Here is a 15,585-nt window from a genome sequence, read left to right on the forward strand (position 1 = left end):
ACGAGGGTACGTGACGTGGGTCCTTTATTCCTGTCGTTGACTACTAACCGCGACGCACCAGCCGTGTGATCCGTTGCGTGGCGGGCTGAAGTTCCGGTACCCGGAAGGCGGCGAGCAGGCCGAACGCGACCACCGCGGTCACCAGGCCCTGGACGACCAGGTGCACCCACGCGGTGAGCCGGGGTCCCGCGCCGCTGAGCAGCATGTCCACGAGGATCGTCGCGCCCCACGCGGCGAGCACCCCGGCGGCCCCGGCGACGATCGTCTGCAGGATCACCCGGACCACCCGCATGCTCTGCAGCCGCCCGAGCCGCACCCACAGCCACATCTGGCCGAGCACCGCGCCCACCACGTAGGTGAGCGAGTTCACCAGCAGCACACCGATGACCACGTCCTCCGGGCGCAGCCGGTCGGAGCAGAAGTACAGCAGCGGGATCTTCACCACCGTCATCACGATCATGATCAGCGTGGGGGTGCGCGCGTCCTTCATCGCGTAGAACACCCGCAGCTGCAGCATGACCAGCGCGTACGGCAGGATCCCGAACGCGGAGAACGCGAGCGCGTCACCGAGCCGGGCCGCGTCGGCGACGTCGGCCTCGCCGACACCGAACAGCGCGATGCCGACCGCGGACCCCGCGACCGTCAGCACGGCGCTGATCGGCACCAGCATCACCGTCGAGAGCCTGCTGCCCAGCGACAGGTCCCCGATCAGCTTCCTGGTGTCGCCGTCGGCGGCGGACCGGGACAGCCTCGGCATGATCGCGGTCAGCAGGGACACCCCGATCACGCCGTACGGCAGCTGGAACAGCAGCCAGGCGTTCGAGTAGATCGAGGCGCCGCCGTCCGCGCCAGCGGTCAGCACGCGGGTGGTGACCACCATGCCGACCTGGCTGATGGCCACGTACCCGAGGATCCACAGCGCGAGGCCGCCGAACTCCTTGAGCCGCGAGTCGAGCCCCCACGTCCACCGGTAGCGGAACCCGGTGCGCCGCAGCGCGGGCACCAGGACCAGCGCCTGCACGACGATGCCGAGCGTCACGCCGACGCCGAGCACGAGCAGCTTCACGTCGCCCATGCGCACCGGGTCGAGCGAGATCTCGCCCGGCACGATCGCGTAGAGGCCGATGGTCACCATGATGACCAGGTTGTTGATCACCGGCGCCCATGCCGTCGGCCCGAACACGTGCTTGGCCTGCAGGATCGCCGACAGCAGCGCGAACAGCCCGTAGAAGACGATCTCGGGCAGCAGCAGGTAGGCGAACGCGGTGGCCAGCTCGCTGTTGGCCTTGCCGGTCGAGTCGTCCATGTACAGGCCGGTGAGCAGCGGCGCCAGCGCGACCGCGACGACCGTGCCGGCGAACAGCATCGTCATGCCGACCGTGAGCAGCCGGTTCGTGTACTCCTGGCCGCCGTCCGGGTCGTCCTGCGAACGGACCAGCAGCGGCACCACCACGCTCGCCAGCACACCGCCGAGCAGCAGCTCGTAGACGATGTTGGGCAGCGTGTTGGCGACGGTGAACGAGTCGTTGACCACGCCGAGGCCCGCCACCCACGCCAGCTGGATCTTCCAGACGAACCCGGTGATCCTGCTGACGAGCGTGGCGACCGCCATCGAGCCGCTCGCCTTGGCGAGCGACGGTGGCTGCTGCTGAGACCGGCCGTCCACGGTCTGTGATTGTGACCCGAGGCGCCGGGTCGTATCGCCGCTAGGGGTCAACGATTTCCTCACTCGGCTTCTGGTCACCGGCGCGCGCCGCCCTGACCCGGCGGAAGACACGCATCCCGACGAGCAGCACGAGCACCGCGCCCGCCGTGCCGGTCACGGCGACGCTGATGATGCCGTACGACGTCGAGTTCAGCTCCAGCCGCACTCTCTCGCCGAGCTGCGTGCCCCCCGGTGTCGACAGCCGCACGTCCACCGTGAACCGGCCGGACCGGGCCACTTCGGCCTGGATGTACTGGCTCGCGGAGGACAGCGGCGGGATGCGCATGTCCCGGATCGGTTCCGGGTGCAGGCCGGGCACCGGGCTCAGCGTGATCCGCACGACGATCGCGACGGGCAGCCCGTTGTCGATCTTGATGGGGATCGGGCTGTCGCCGGACGCTAGCGAGTACGGGCGGCCCGGGTTGTTGACGACGACCAGCTCACGCAGCGCGTCGAGCTGGTCGTCGACGAACGCGACCGAGTTCGCGGCGCCGTCGGTGTGGCCGCGCCAGGCGGTCGACACCCCGCGCAGCAGGCCGTACTGCATCGGCGCGAGCAGCTGGTTCGGGTCGACCTGGGTCGTGTTGTCCTCGGCCATCGCGTCGAGCATGTCCCGCTTGGTCGCGTTGATCCGCATGACGTCGGCGGTGACCGGGGTCGGGATCTCCTGCGAGCTGTCCTGCGTGGTGTAGGAGAGGCTCTCCGCGGTGCCACCATCCGGCGCGGCGACCGCCTGGTCCAGTGGCAGCGGGGTGATGAACCCCTCGTCGAACAGCTGCCCGGCGAGCGAGAGGAACTGGTCCAGCTCGGTGTTCGACGCGAGCCACCGCCTCGGCGGCGTGATCAGCACCCGGCCGCCGACCCGCTCGTCGAACGCGGCGCGGTAGGTCAGCGCGGCGAGCCCCTTCTGCACGGAGACGCCGGTGGTGCCCGCGATGGGGGCGCGCTGGCTGTTCGGGGTGGCGAGCGCGTCGGACACCAGCGAGTCGACCGGCAGCGCGCGGACCGGGTTGGCGGTCTGCGCGACGTTGACCGTGTACGGGCCGCGGCCCTCGACCTTCTGCAGGTGCCCCGCGTCGGCCAGGATGGTCGCCGGTCCGGTCGACGCGAGGCTGATCAGCGTGTTCTGGTCGAACGTGCCGCCGGCGGGCCAGTAGACGTCCTTGACCGGCTGCACCGACAGCAGCCGGGCCGTGATCGACGCGCTGGCAGGCACGGCCAGCTGGGTCAGGTCTGCGGCGCCGGCACGGGACAGCGCCGCCAGGTCGGCGTCCGCGTACGGCACGGAGACGACGCAGTGGCCCCTGGTCAGGTCCTGGACGCTGGTGAGCCAGTCGGCGGCGGCCTGCGCCCCCTTGCCCGCGACGAACTGGCCGGCCGGGGTCCGCACCCGGTAGCCCTCCGTCATCTTCGACACGGTCTCCAGCAGGTCCGGGTCGACCGCGAAACAGACCGACCGCAGCAGCTGGGGGTTCGCGGCCGTCGCGGTGCGCACCGCGCTGACCAGGTTGAACAGGCGGCCACCCGCGGCGAGGGAGTCGGCGAGCTCGTCGTCGGCGAGCAGCGTGGCGCTGTCGGTGGCGGGAGTGGGCAGCGCCCTGGGCCGCTCGTCCAGCAGCGGCCACAGGATCGTCACCTCGGGCGGCGCCGCCTTCGGGCTCGCCGCCGGGCCACCGCCTGGCACGGACAGGACCGGCAGCGGGATCGACACCGCGGTGAGCCGGGCCGGGGAGCCGTAGTCCGGGGTGCCGTTGACGTTGACCAGCAGCGGGTACACGCCGGGCTCCTCGATGGCCAGCGTCCTCCCGGCGCCGCGGAGCGGGATGGTCACCGACAGCTCGGCGCTGTCCCCCCGTTCGAGTCTCCTGCTGACGTTCTCGAACGCACCGGCCGCCGTGTCGGTCGCCTGGCCAGGCAGGTCGCGCAGCGCCCGGTCGGAGTCGATCGCCTCGCCGCGCTGCAGCCGGACGCTGATGTCGTCGACGCGGCGGTCACCGGTGTTGGTGACCCTGCCGGTGACCGTGACCTCCTGCGTCGCGGCCGTGACCACCCTGGGGGTGAGCCCGTCGACCGTCAGCTCCAGGTGCTGCTGCCCGCCGCCGACCAGCGGCAGCGGCTGCCCGATCGGCTGCGCCGAGGCGGGTCCCGCCGCCGTGAGCGGTGCGGACAGTGCGAGCAGTGCGGACGCGAGCACAGCCGCACCCGCCCGCCAGCCGCGCGTCATGGTTGCTCAGCCCCCATCAGCCTCGACCGGTACGTCCTCGGTGGTTTCGCCGTCCTGGTGGATCGCGAGCAGTTCCAGCGCCGTGCGGACGAGGCGGCGCTCATCGGCGTACGCAAGCCTGTCCTCCAGCTCGTCCAGTGCGACCCAGTCGACCTCGGTCACCTCGACGTCCTCGTCGGAGAGGTCGCCACCGCGCTCCACCATGAGGAAGTGGTGCACGGTCTTGTGGATCCTGCGGCGTTCCGCGACGAACCAGTAGTCGATGGTGCCGAGCGGTCGAATTATCTCGCCAAGGATGCCGGTCTCTTCCCCGACCTCCCGCACGGCGGTCTGCTCGGCGGTCTCGCCGGCCTCGATGTGGCCCTTGGGCAGCGACCACAGGAGCCGTCCGCGCCGGTCGAGCCGCCCGATGAGCACGACCTTGTCGCGGGCGACGTTGATCACGACGCCGCCCGCCGACGTCTCGTCGACGGCCGCCAGGCGCCGCCCGCGTCGTCTGCCGCGGCGCCCCGACCGGGCACCACGCGACCTGCCGGACGACGGGGGCATGTTCGCGATCGTAATGCTGGGACGGCGTCCGGGTTACCCGATCAGCGGCAGTTAGGCTCGTTCCTCGTGTCCAAGCTCAACACCATCGACGCAAGTACCCGTGATCCGGAGGAACAGGTGCGCTTTCCTGTGGCCGACGAGCTGGCGACCCGCTTCACGGCGGCCGGGCATCAGCTGTACCTCGTCGGCGGCACCGTACGGGACGCGATGATGGACCGTCTTGGCAACGACCTCGACTTCGCCACGGACGCGCGGCCGGAGCGGGTGCGTGAGCTGCTGGCGGGGTGGGCGGACTCGATCTGGGACACCGGGATCGCGTTCGGCACCATGGGCGCGGCCAAGCGCGGCACCACCGTGGAGATCACCACGTTCCGGTCGGACGCGTACGACCGGATGAGCCGCAACCCCGAGGTCCGCTTCGGCGACACGATCGAGGACGACCTGGTCCGCCGCGACTTCACGGTCAACGCGATGGCGATCGACATGGCGACGAAGCGGTTCGTCGACCCGCACGACGGCCGCGGCGCGCTGAAGCGGCGCGTGCTCGACACGCCCGCCACCCCGCAGGAGTCCTTCGCCGACGACCCGCTGCGGATGATGCGCGCGGTCCGGTTCGTGAGCCAGCTCGGTTTCACCGTGGCCCCGCGCGTGCTGGCGGCGATCCGGGAGATGGCGGGTGAGATCGAGCGGATCACCGCCGAGCGTGTCCAGGTGGAGCTGTCGAAGCTGCTCCTCGGCCGGTACCCGCGCCGGGGCATCGAGCTGATGGTCGACACCGGCCTCGCCGACCACGTGCTGCCCGAGCTGCCCGCGATGCGGCTGGAGATCGACGAGCACCACCAGCACAAGGACGTCTACCAGCACTCGCTGGTGGTGCTGGAGCAGGCGATCGACCTGGAGGAGCCGGGCGCGGAGCCGGACCTGGTGCTGCGGCTCGCTGCGCTGCTGCACGACATCGGCAAGCCGCCGACGCGGCGGTTCGTCGAGGGCGGCGGCGTGAGCTTCCACCACCACGAGGTCGTGGGCGCCAAGATGGTCCGCAAACGTTTGCGCACGCTGCGGTACTCGAAGGAGATCACCGAGGACGTCGCCCAGCTCGTGTACCTCCACCTGCGGTTCCACGGCTACGGCAAGGGCGAGTGGACCGACTCGGCGGTACGCAGGTACGTGACGGACGCCGGTCCCCTGCTGTCCCGGCTGCACAAGCTCGTCCGCGCCGACTGCACCACCCGCAACCGCCGCAAGGCGGCCGCGCTCCAGCGCACCTACGACGACCTGGAGGAGCGGATCGGCAGGATCGCCGCCGAGGAGGACCTGGCCCGCGTTCGCCCGGACCTGGACGGCAACGAGATCATGCGGCTGCTCGGCCTGCCGCCCGGCCCGCTCGTGGGCAGGGCGTGGCGCCACCTCAAGGAGCTCCGCCTCGACCGCGGCCCACTGGACCACGACGAGGCGATCGCGGAGCTGCGCACGTGGGCGGCTGCGGAGGGCATCACGCCTCCCGCCGGCTCCTGACCCCGCGCCTGCTGACCAGTTCGAAGCCGGTGATCCCGGCCAGGTACACCACGGTGGCGACCACGATCAGGGTCACCGACTCGCCGTTGGCCGGGATCACGGTGGCGGCGACCGCCACCGCAAGCGCTTGCGTGATGTTGAACAGCATGTCGTAGAGGGCGAAGACCCGGCCGCGGGTCTCGTCGCCGATGTCGCGCTGCACCGCCGCGTCCACGCACAGCTTCACGACCTGGCCGGTGTAGGCGATCAGGAACGCGGCGGCCAGCGTGGTCGGCAGGATCATCGGCATGCCGAGCCCGAACTGGGACATCGCGGCCAGCCCGAGCGCGAGGAACACCGTCCGCTTGCGGCCGAGGCTCGTGACCAGGCGCGCGGTGGTGAGACCGGCGAGGAAGATGCCGATGCCGCCCGCGCCGAGCACCACCCCGAGCCCCGGCAGCCCGGCCTCGACCGGGCCCCAGTCCTCGAAGCTGTAGCGCATCAGGATCACGGTCATCAGCAGCGAGATCCCGAACGACGCGCGGTGGGCGAGCAGCGCGCAGAACCCGGCGGCGACGGTGGGGGTGCGCGCGGCGACCCTGGCCCCGTCGAACAGCCCGTGCGCGACCGCCGCGACCGCGGTGGCGGGCTCGACGACCCGGTCGGGGCCCAGCGCGCCGCGGACGAACCGGGACGCGAGCCACGCCGCCAGTCCCGAACCGATGATCGCGACGGCCGTGGTCAGGCCGGACCCGGTGTTGTCCTCCCCGAACAGGGTGCGCAGGCCGATGGCGCAGCCGCCGCCGATCACGGACACCACCGCGCCGAGCGTGACCGACAACGCGTTGGCCTCGACGAGGTTGGGCACCGGCACCACGTGCGGCAGCGAAGCGGACAGCCCGGACCCGACGAACCGGCTGATGCCGATGACGATCAACGCGAGCAACAGGATCGGGAACCCGGCGACCCCGGTGGTCACACAGATCGCCGAGACCAGGATTAGCGCGCCGCGCAGCAGGTTCGCCACCACGAGCACGCGGCGCCGGTCCCACCGGTCGAGCAGCGCGCCCGCGAACGGCCCGATGACCGAGTACGGCAGCAGCAGCACGACGAACCCGGCCGCGATCTCCTGCGGCGACACCGCCCGCTCCGGGTTGAACACGACCGCGCCCGCGAGGCCCGTCTGGAACAGACCGTCGCCCCACTGCGACGAGAAACGGCTGAACAGGAGCCTGCGGAAGCCGTCGATGGCGAGCAGCCGACGCGCACCGATCCGGCTGTGATGCGGATCCACATCGGCAGAGGTCGTCACGGGTCGAGCCTATGGGAAACCGCGAACGGCGGGTCTGCCACTCTCGTGACATCCCCGCCGTTCGGGTGGCTGGGCGCCAGGTCGCCTCACGGCGGATGGCGCGACATGGCTCCGGCCGTACCGGTATTCCATGAAGGCTGTTCTAGTTGAGCCCGGGGGACACAAGGGCGTCCAGCCATCTCCTCCAACGAGGAGATGGCTCCCATTGTTCCCCGGGTACCGTAGGCGTGCTGGATTCCCGCTGAATGAATGGGATCATGTCCTGGTGCGATCCGACGCTCCCGACGCGACCGTAGAGCCGGGCACGCTGCTCGTCGCGGCACCCAGTCTCACCGACTCTAATTTCCGCCGGACCGTCGTGTTCGTCATAGACCACCGGGGGGAAGGCACGCTCGGTGTGGTTCTGAACCGCCCGAGCGAGGTCCCGGTCGACGACGTGCTGCCCAACTGGGGTCCGCACGTGACGAACCCGGGTTCGGTGTTCGTCGGCGGCCCGGTCGAGCAGAAGACGGCCCTGTGCCTCGCCTCCCTGCGCACGGGCGAGGAGGCGGCGGGGGTGAAGGGCCTGATCGGGGTGCGTGGCCCGGTCGCGCTCGTCGACCTCGACGCCGACCCCGACGTGCTGGTGCCCAAGTTCAAGGGCCTGCGGGTGTTCGCGGGTTACGCGGGCTGGGACGTCGGCCAGGTCGCGGGTGAGATCGAGCGCGGCGACTGGATCGTGGTGCCCGCGCTGCCCAGTGACGTGCTGGCGCCCACGGACCAGGACCTGTGGGGCCGGGTGCTGCGGCGGCAGGGCATGCCGCTGGCGTTACTCGCCACCCACCCCGGCGACGTCCGCACCAACTGACTGCTTCTTCAGTGCGGCGACCCCACAACCGCCGCACTGGCAGCCCTTGCAGCCCTCGGGCAGCTCCGGCTCCGGTTCGGGCACGGCCGCCGCGGCCCGGTGCCCCAGCACCCCGCCAGCACCGGCGATGACCAGCATGCCGAGCAGTGCGAGCACGGCGGTCACGATGACCGCCGCGGTCGCCGCCATGGCGAGCGCGAGCGCACCGCCGAGGATCCCGACCGCGCCGCCGACCGCGATCGGCAGGCCTGCGACCTTGTTGCCGACCCGGAACGTCTCGTCGTCGCGCAGGGTCGCGGGCGTGCGCACGCCACCGAACCGGTTGCGCGGCAACCGCTCGATGAACCCGAGGGTCCCGACCGACGCGACGACCAACCCGACCAGCAGCGGAACCAGCGCGACTACGAACACGTGTCGATGGTAGGTCGGGGCGCGTTGCGGGACTGTACCCGGCCCGCGTACCAGGCGGTCCACACCGACAGCAGCCCGATCACGACGAGCAGGAGCACCACGCTGAGCCCGGCCATGACGTCGGCGGGCAGCAGGTAGACGAGCGGCACCCGTGCCGCGGCCTCGGCCAGCAGTGCGATTCCCCACACCACCGACATCAGCACGAAGGAACGCCGGAACCCGGGCACGTCCGCGCACAGCCGGTCGATCTCGGCCCGCTTCTCCTCCTTCGCCCCGGCACGCACGGCCACCAGCACGAGCGGGTTGCCCCGCGCGCTCGCCAGCAGGACGAGCGCGGCGGCCGCGGTGCCGAAGGACTCCTTGACCAGGATGAACCGCGCGTCACCCGAGAAGAAGGTCAACACGAGGCCGACCGCGAGCACCGCAGTGAGCAGTGCCGCGACCCCGTCGAACCGCCGGTGCGCCACGGCCACCCACACGATCCGCAGCCCGGCGAGCGCCGCACCGGCCAGCAGCGCGAGCTGCTCGCTCTGCCCGGCCAGCCGCAGCCCGTAGTACCCGGCGAGCGGCAGCCCGGCGTCCAGCAGCAGCCCGATCACGGCAGGAACTCCAGGATCCGGGCGTTGACCAGTGCCGGTGACTCACCCGCGATGGCGTGGGTCGCCGATGGCCACAGCTCCACCCGCGCGTCGGGCAGCAGCGCCTCGGCACGGGCGGCGGCCCGCCTGCCGTCGTGCATGACGCTGCGGCCCGCGATCAGCGCGAGCACGGGCACCCGGACCGACCGCAGTTGCCCGTCGGTGAACGGTGCCGGGACCGGCAGCGTGATCCGGAAGGTCCGCATGCCCTCGTCGATGATCGTGGCGACCGGGTCGTCGGCGGGCACTTCCGCGCCACCCGCGGTCCAGCGCAGGAACGACGGCCGGGCCCAGCGGCGGATGCCCGGGATGAGCGTGAGCGTCGTGCGCACGAGCAGTGGGAGCGGGAACCCGGCGAACGTCCGCACCGGGTCGATCAGCGTGACCGACGCGAGCCGTGCAGGCGCCCGCACGGCCAGGTTCGCCGCGAGCCAGCCGCCGAACGAGTAGCCGACGAGGTGCACGGCGTCCAGGCCGAGCCCGGCGAGCACGGCGTCGAGCCACGCTGCCTGGTCGGCGGCGGTGCGGATCGCCGAGGTCTGCTCGCTGCGGCCCGGCTCGCCGATCAGGTCGACGGTCCACACCGGGTGCGCCGCGGCGAGCGCGGCGAGGTTGGGCTCCCACATGATCGAGGTGCCCGCCCGGCCGGGCAGCAGCACGAGTGGCGCGGGTCCCTGCTCACCGAAGCGGTACACCCGAGCGGTGCCGAAGTCCGTGCGGACGTCGTGCTGTCCGGCGGGCGCGGGCAGTGCCGCGAACGCCAGGTCGTAGGCCGCGTCGTACTCGGCGTGGGCCTGTGGTGAGACGAACCCCATCCGGCCTCCCCCTGTTTGGCGATACGATCGGATCGTAAAAGACCCGCCGGGTTTTTGCAATCCGGTCGTATTGCGAAAGGTGTTCGGGTGCCGAAGCGTGTCGACCACGAGGAGCGGCGGCGGCTGATCGCCGCGGCCGTCCGGCGCATCGCCGCCGACCGGGGACTGGAGGCGGTCAGCCTCGGCGAGGTCGCGGCGGCCGCGGGCATCTCCAAGGGCCTGGTGCAGCACTACTTCCCGACCAAGGACGCGATGCTGCGCCACGCCACCGCGACGCTGCGGGACCACGTCGAGGACCGGGTGACCACGGACCTGCGGGACACCGTCGTCGCCCTGCTCCCGCTCGACGACGCGAGCCGGGACCAGGCGCTGGTGGCGAACGCGTTCCTGATGCGCGCGCTCAAGGACGACGAGATCGCCGAGCGGTTCCGCACCGGGCACGCGCAGCTGTGCGCGGCGGTGGCCGCGATGGTCGCCGCCGCGCAGGCCGACGGGACGCTCTCGGCCGGTCTCGACCCGGCCAGGGAGGCGGACCTGCTGCTGGCGGTCGTCGCCGGTCTCGGCGACGCCGTGCTGCTCGGCCACCGCTCCCCGCAGGAGGCCATCGCGCTGGTCGACCACCACCTGTCCCGCCTGGAGGCCTGACAAATCGGGGTTGGCCACCGCGATAGACTGGTGGTATGCGCGCCGGACGCCTGCTCCTTAGCCGGCCGCGCTGACCGTCTCGGAGGTCGGTGCGGCTAACCCCTCATGCCCTGCGGCAGAGGGGTTTTTTGTGTTCCGGAGCAGAGCAACCAGGGAAGGACCCCACGATGAGTGACCACGCCGCCGCCTCACCGGCTGGTTCGGAGGCAGTGCCCGGACACCGCTACACGGCCGCGCTGGCCAGTTCCATCGAGCTGCGGTGGCAGGAGCACTGGGAGGAGCACGGGACCTTCGAGGCCCCGAACCCGGTCGGCCCGCTGAAGGGTGACGTGCCAGAGGACAAGCTGTTCGTGCAGGACATGTTCCCGTACCCGTCGGGTGCGGGCCTGCACGTCGGCCACCCGCTGGGCTTCATCGGCACCGACGTCTTCGCGCGCTACCACCGCATGACCGGCCGCAACGTCCTGCACACCATGGGCTTCGACGCGTTCGGCCTGCCCGCCGAGCAGTACGCGGTGCAGACCGGGCAGCACCCGCGCAAGACGACGGAAGAGAACGTCACCCGCTACCTGAAGCAGATCCGCAGGCTGGGCCTGGGTCACGACGAGCGCCGCCGCGTCAACACGACCGACCTGTCGTACTACCGCTGGACGCAGTGGATCTTCCTGCAGATCTTCAACTCCTGGTACGACGAGCAGCAGGACAGGGCCCGGCCGATCAGCGAGCTGGAGGCCGAGTACGCCGAGGGCACCCGTACCCCCGTGGACGGTCGCCCGTGGGCCGAGCTGACCAGGGTCGAGCAGCGCAGGACCATCGACGCGCACCGGCTGGTGTACCTGTCGGACGCGCCGGTCAACTGGTGCCCCGGCCTGGGCACGGTGGTGGCGAACGAGGAGGTCACCGCCGACGGCCGCAGCGAGCGCGGCAACTTCCCCGTGTTCCGCAAGAACCTGCGCCAGTGGATGATGCGGATCACCGCGTACGCCGACCGGCTGGTCGACGACCTGGACCTGCTGGAGTGGCCAGAACAGGTCAAGTCCATGCAGCGCAACTGGATCGGCCGCTCGAAGGGCGCGCACATCCGCTTCCCGGTGACCGATGACGTCATCGAGGTCTTCACCACCCGCCCCGACACCGTGTTCGGCGCGACGTACATGGTGCTGGCGCCCGAGCACCACCTGGTGGACCGGATCGTGCCGGACGCCTGGCCGGCCGGCACCGACGAGCGGTGGACCGGCGGCCACGCGACGCCGAAGGAGGCCGTCGCCGCGTACCGGCGCGCCGCGTCGCAGAAGTCCGACCTGGACCGGCAGGAGAACAAGGAGAAGACCGGTGTGTTCGTGGGCGTGTTCGCCACGAACCCGGTCAACGAGGCCAGCGTCCCGGTGTTCATCGCCGACTACGTGCTGATGGGCTACGGCACCGGCGCGATCATGGCGGTGCCCGGCCAGGACCAGCGCGACTGGGACTTCGCGACGGCGTTCGGCCTGCCGATCATCCGCACGGTCCAGCCTGCGGAGGGCTTCGACGGCGAGGCGTTCACCGGCGATGGGCCCGCGATCAACTCGGGGTTCCTGGACGGCCTGGACATCGACGAGGCCAAGAAGACGATCACCACGTGGCTGGAGCAGAACGGCCACGGCGAGGGCCGGTTGCAGTACAAGCTGCGCGACTGGCTGTTCGCGCGGCAGCGCTACTGGGGCGAGCCGTTCCCCATCGTGTACGACTCCGACGGTCTGCCGCGCGCGCTGCCGGAGAGCATGCTGCCGGTCGAGCTGCCCGAGGTCGACGACTACTCGCCGAGGACGTTCGACCCGGAGGACGCCGACTCCGAGCCCTCGCCGCCGCTGTCGCGGGCCGCGGACTGGATCGACGTGGAGCTGGACCTGGGCGACGGGGTCAGGACGTACCGCCGCGACGCGAACGTGATGCCGCAGTGGGCGGGTTCGTGCTGGTACCAGCTGCGCTACGTGGACCCGACCGATTCCGAACGGTTCTGCGAGCCGGAGAACGAGCGCTACTGGCTGGGGCCGCAGCCACAGGTCCACGGCCAGGACGACCCGGGTGGTGTCGACCTGTACATCGGCGGCATCGAGCACGCCGTGCTGCACCTGCTGTACTCGCGGTTCTGGCAGAAGGTGCTGTACGACCTGGGCCACGTGTCGGCGAAGGAGCCCTACCGCCGCCTGTTCAACCAGGGCTACATCCAGGCCTACGCCTACACCGACGCGCGCGGCGTCTACGTGCCCGCGGAGGAGGTCGTCGAGCGCGACGGCAGGTACTTCTGGAACGACCAGGAGGTCAGGCAGGAGTACGGGAAGATGGGCAAGAGCCTGAAGAACGTCGTCACGCCGGACGAGATGTGCGAACGGTACGGCGCGGACACGTTCCGGTTCTACGAGATGGCCATGGGCCCCATGGACGTCTCCCGCCCGTGGGCCACCAAGGACGTCGTCGGCGCACAGCGTTTCCTGCAGCGCATGTGGCGCAACGTCGTCGACGAGAACACCGGCGAACCGCACGTCAGTGACGAACAGCCGAACGAGGCGACACTGCGCGCCCTGCACAAGGCGATCGACGGTGTGCACGCCGACTACGCGAACATGCGCTTCAACACCGCGGGCGCGAAGCTGATCGAGCTGAACAACCACGTGACCAAGACCTACGGCAGCAAGCCGGCGCCGAGGTCGGTCGTGGAGCCGATGGTGCAGATGCTGGCCCCGATGTGCCCGCACATCGCGGAGGAGATGTGGGCGGTCCTGGGCCACGATGGCTCCCTGGCACACGGCCCGTTCCCGGTCGCGGACGAGAAGTACCTGGTGGAGGACACGGTCGAGTACCCGATCCAGGTCAACGGCAAGGTCCGCGCCCGCATCACGGTCGCGGCCTCGGCCACCCAGGACGAGGTGAAGGCCGCCGCACTGGCCGAGGAGAAGGTGGCGACCCTGATCACCGGCGGCGAACCCCGCAAGGTGATCGTGGTCCCCGGCCGCCTGGTCAACGTGGTCGTCTAGCCAGGCCGACGCTTTCGCGACCAGGTGGTTCGTCCTCGCCGGACGGGCAGGTCCCGGGGGCGGCGGGGCAGTCCGGCTTTGGTGCCCTGAAAGGCGCGTTCAGGACGCTCAGCGCCCTGAACGGCCCATTCAGGGCAGGGCAGTGTGAACAGCGGCTCCCCTTGCGGGGTGCGCGGGCTCGGTGCCCCGAACGACGCATTCGAGACACCGGCTCTGCCCTGAACGCGCCGTTCGCAGCACCAAAGCCAGGGCGCGTAGCAAGCCCGGCACAAGCAAAGCCCCGCGAAGCGGGTCCGCGCCTACGCACCCCAACGGTGGCGCAAGCCCACGGCAGGCAGACCCGCCCGAAACGCAGCCAAACAGCCCTCCGCCACCCCGGAGACCTGCCCGTTCGGCGAGGACAAACCCCGACGCCAACTTCACGGAAGCATCTAGCCCGCGGCGCTGGAGTTCTTCGCGAACGCCGTCCGCAGCAGTTGCGCGCCCTCGTCGGCGAGGTCGCGCAACTGCTCGAGGCTGGCGACGTCGAAGAACTCCAGCGCGAGTCGCTCGGTGCCGAACATGAGGGTGACACCCAGGTCGTCCGGCGAGCGCATGTACAGGGTGAGCGCTACGTTGGCGTTCACGCCCGCGTTCGTGTACACCGACACCTCGTCGCGGCCCTGACCTGCGGAGACCCTGATCGGGCTGGCTTGGTTCATGTGAGGTAACGTACATGGTGGAACGTTCATGAGCACAGTTCCGATCGGGTGAAACGCGCCGAAGGAGACCTCTCGATGACCACTGAGCCCGGTCCGGCGACCAGACGGCGGCAGCTCGGCCGTCAGCTGCGCGAGCTTCGCCTCGCCGCCGGGATCAGGACGATGGCGGCGGCGGCCACGCGGTCCGGGCTGAGCCGCGCGACCATCAGCCGGATCGAGAGCGCCAAGCAGACGATCCTGCCGCGCACCGTCCGCCTGCTGTGCCAGACCTACGGCATCGGCGCCCCGCTGATCGACCACCTCGCCAAGCTGGCGGCGGAGTCCGAGGATCGCGGCTGGCTGCTCGCCTACAGCGACACCATGCCCAACTGGTTCGAGCGATTCGTCGGCGAAGAAGCCGAGGCGACGGAGATCTGGACGTACGAAGCGGAGTTCGTGCCCGGCTTGCTCCAGACCGCCGACTACTGCCGGGCGGTGTCTGCTGTCAGCAGCCCGGATGTCGTCGATGAGGAAGTCGACCGCCGAGTCGACTTCCGGCTGGCAAGGCAGAAGCTTCTCGAACGTGCCACGCCGCCACAACTGCGTGTCGTGGTGAACGAGGCGGTGTTGCGCCGACACGTCGGCGAGACCGCCGTGATGCGTGAGCAACTGCGCCACCTCGGCGAGATGGCGAAACGGCCGAACATCACCGTGCAGGTGCTGCCGTTCAGCGCTGGCGCCCACCCGGCGATGACCAGTTCGTTCACCATGCTGCACTTCCCGGCCGACGGCGGAGAGCCGACGATCCTCGTAGAGGTCGACTCCGGTGCCCTCTACCCCGATCGACCGGCGGACTTCGAGCGCTACACCTGGATGTTCGGCCGGTTACGTGACCTCGCGCTCTCGCCAGCCGAGTCGATGGCCCTCGTCAGTAGGGTGATGGAGGAGCTGTGACCTCGGGCTGACGAAGGTGGTGTGGGACGTGACCCCGTTACGGTGGCGCAAGTCCAGTCGTTCGAGCGGGCAGGGCGGCAACTGTGTCGAACTCGCTCACGTCGGGGCGGTGCGGGACAGCAAGAACCCGGCCGGGCCCGCCCTCCGCGTCGACCTGTGCGGTCTCCTGGTCAGCGTGAAGGCCGGGACCTTCGACCGCTGAGCCGGACCGCGCCACTGGCATCGATCGCTCGGGGGGCTACGCGACCGATGCCAGCGGCGCGAAGCCCGGCCGGAGCCGGGCCCCGACGCTCGGCT

At 70.7% G+C, this 15,585-nt stretch carries 14 protein-coding genes; 6 read left to right on the forward strand and 8 right to left on the reverse strand.

Annotated elements, in window-relative coordinates:
* Positions 1 to 43: 43 nt before the first annotated feature.
* From murJ to ACFPCV_RS15510, 3 genes are all read right to left on the reverse strand, one after another.
* Positions 44 to 1,612 carry a murein biosynthesis integral membrane protein MurJ gene (gene murJ, locus ACFPCV_RS15500; protein WP_378056948.1) on the reverse strand — a complete coding sequence of 523 codons (1,569 nt, stop codon included), beginning with the start codon at positions 1,610 to 1,612 and terminating at the stop codon, positions 44 to 46.
* A gap of 94 nt (positions 1,613 to 1,706) precedes the next feature.
* Entirely contained in the window at positions 1,707 to 3,929 is a 2,223-nt protein-coding gene (locus tag ACFPCV_RS15505; RefSeq protein ID WP_378056826.1) for a hypothetical protein, read from the reverse strand.
* Positions 3,930 to 3,935: 6 nt separating this feature from the next.
* Positions 3,936 to 4,478, reverse strand: coding sequence for an NUDIX hydrolase (locus ACFPCV_RS15510; protein ID WP_378056827.1), 543 nt, complete (start codon positions 4,476 to 4,478; stop codon positions 3,936 to 3,938).
* A 66-nt stretch (positions 4,479 to 4,544) separates the two neighbouring features.
* Here ACFPCV_RS15510 and ACFPCV_RS15515 point away from each other — a divergent pair, with 66 nt between their 5' ends.
* On the forward strand, positions 4,545 to 5,993 hold the full coding sequence (locus tag ACFPCV_RS15515) for a CCA tRNA nucleotidyltransferase (protein WP_378056828.1): 1,449 nt from the start codon (positions 4,545 to 4,547) through the stop codon (positions 5,991 to 5,993).
* On the opposite strand, the gene ACFPCV_RS15520 is transcribed toward ACFPCV_RS15515, so the two are convergent.
* On the reverse strand, positions 5,971 to 7,284 hold the full coding sequence (locus tag ACFPCV_RS15520) for an MFS transporter (protein WP_378056829.1): 1,314 nt from the start codon (positions 7,282 to 7,284) through the stop codon (positions 5,971 to 5,973). The genes ACFPCV_RS15515 and ACFPCV_RS15520 overlap by 23 nt on opposite strands.
* A gap of 265 nt (positions 7,285 to 7,549) precedes the next feature.
* On the opposite strand from ACFPCV_RS15520, the gene ACFPCV_RS15525 reads away from it, so the two are divergent.
* Positions 7,550 to 8,131 (forward strand): YqgE/AlgH family protein, encoded by a 582-nt coding sequence (locus ACFPCV_RS15525; RefSeq protein ID WP_378056830.1) that lies wholly within the window; start codon positions 7,550 to 7,552, stop codon positions 8,129 to 8,131.
* Here ACFPCV_RS15525 and ACFPCV_RS15530 read toward each other — a convergent pair.
* The 3 genes from ACFPCV_RS15530 to ACFPCV_RS15540 are packed head-to-tail and all read right to left on the reverse strand — an operon-like array spanning position 8,093 to position 9,995.
* Entirely contained in the window at positions 8,093 to 8,542 is a 450-nt protein-coding gene (locus ACFPCV_RS15530; RefSeq protein ID WP_378056831.1) for an SdpI family protein, read from the reverse strand. The genes ACFPCV_RS15525 and ACFPCV_RS15530 overlap by 39 nt on opposite strands.
* Positions 8,533 to 9,141, reverse strand: a complete 609-nt coding sequence (locus ACFPCV_RS15535; RefSeq protein ID WP_378056832.1) for a VC0807 family protein — start codon at positions 9,139 to 9,141, stop codon at positions 8,533 to 8,535. The genes ACFPCV_RS15530 and ACFPCV_RS15535 overlap by 10 nt, the downstream gene beginning before the upstream one ends.
* The gene (locus tag ACFPCV_RS15540; RefSeq protein ID WP_378056833.1) at positions 9,138 to 9,995 is read right to left on the reverse strand and encodes an alpha/beta fold hydrolase; all 858 of its coding nucleotides are present in this window, start codon (positions 9,993 to 9,995) and stop codon (positions 9,138 to 9,140) included. Before ACFPCV_RS15540 ends, ACFPCV_RS15535 begins: the two co-directional genes overlap by 4 nt.
* 87 nt (positions 9,996 to 10,082) lie before the next feature.
* On the opposite strand from ACFPCV_RS15540, the gene ACFPCV_RS15545 reads away from it, so the two are divergent.
* Together ACFPCV_RS15545 and leuS are read left to right on the forward strand one after the other, a co-directional pair.
* Entirely contained in the window at positions 10,083 to 10,640 is a 558-nt protein-coding gene (locus tag ACFPCV_RS15545) for a TetR family transcriptional regulator C-terminal domain-containing protein (RefSeq protein ID WP_378056834.1), read from the forward strand.
* Between the two features lie 167 nt (positions 10,641 to 10,807).
* On the forward strand, positions 10,808 to 13,654 hold the full coding sequence (gene leuS, locus ACFPCV_RS15550) for a leucine--tRNA ligase (RefSeq protein WP_378056835.1): 2,847 nt from the start codon (positions 10,808 to 10,810) through the stop codon (positions 13,652 to 13,654).
* Positions 13,655 to 14,085: 431 nt separating this feature from the next.
* Here leuS and ACFPCV_RS15555 read toward each other — a convergent pair whose 3' ends face one another.
* Complete coding sequence (locus ACFPCV_RS15555; RefSeq protein ID WP_378056836.1) at positions 14,086 to 14,355, reverse strand: hypothetical protein; 270 nt, start codon at positions 14,353 to 14,355, stop codon at positions 14,086 to 14,088.
* Between the two features lie 75 nt (positions 14,356 to 14,430).
* On the opposite strand from ACFPCV_RS15555, the gene ACFPCV_RS15560 reads away from it, so the two are divergent.
* Together ACFPCV_RS15560 and ACFPCV_RS15565 are read left to right on the forward strand one after the other, a co-directional pair.
* A complete protein-coding gene (locus ACFPCV_RS15560; protein WP_378056837.1) occupies positions 14,431 to 15,288 on the forward strand; it encodes a helix-turn-helix domain-containing protein in 858 nt (285 codons plus the stop codon).
* 28 nt (positions 15,289 to 15,316) lie between these two features.
* Positions 15,317 to 15,490: a DUF397 domain-containing protein gene (locus ACFPCV_RS15565; protein ID WP_378056838.1), complete on the forward strand. Its 174-nt coding sequence runs from the start codon at positions 15,317 to 15,319 to the stop codon at positions 15,488 to 15,490.
* Positions 15,491 to 15,585: the final 95 nt, after the last annotated feature.

Source organism: Actinophytocola glycyrrhizae, assembly GCF_042653545.1.
GTDB lineage: Bacteria > Actinomycetota > Actinomycetes > Mycobacteriales > Pseudonocardiaceae > Actinophytocola > Actinophytocola glycyrrhizae.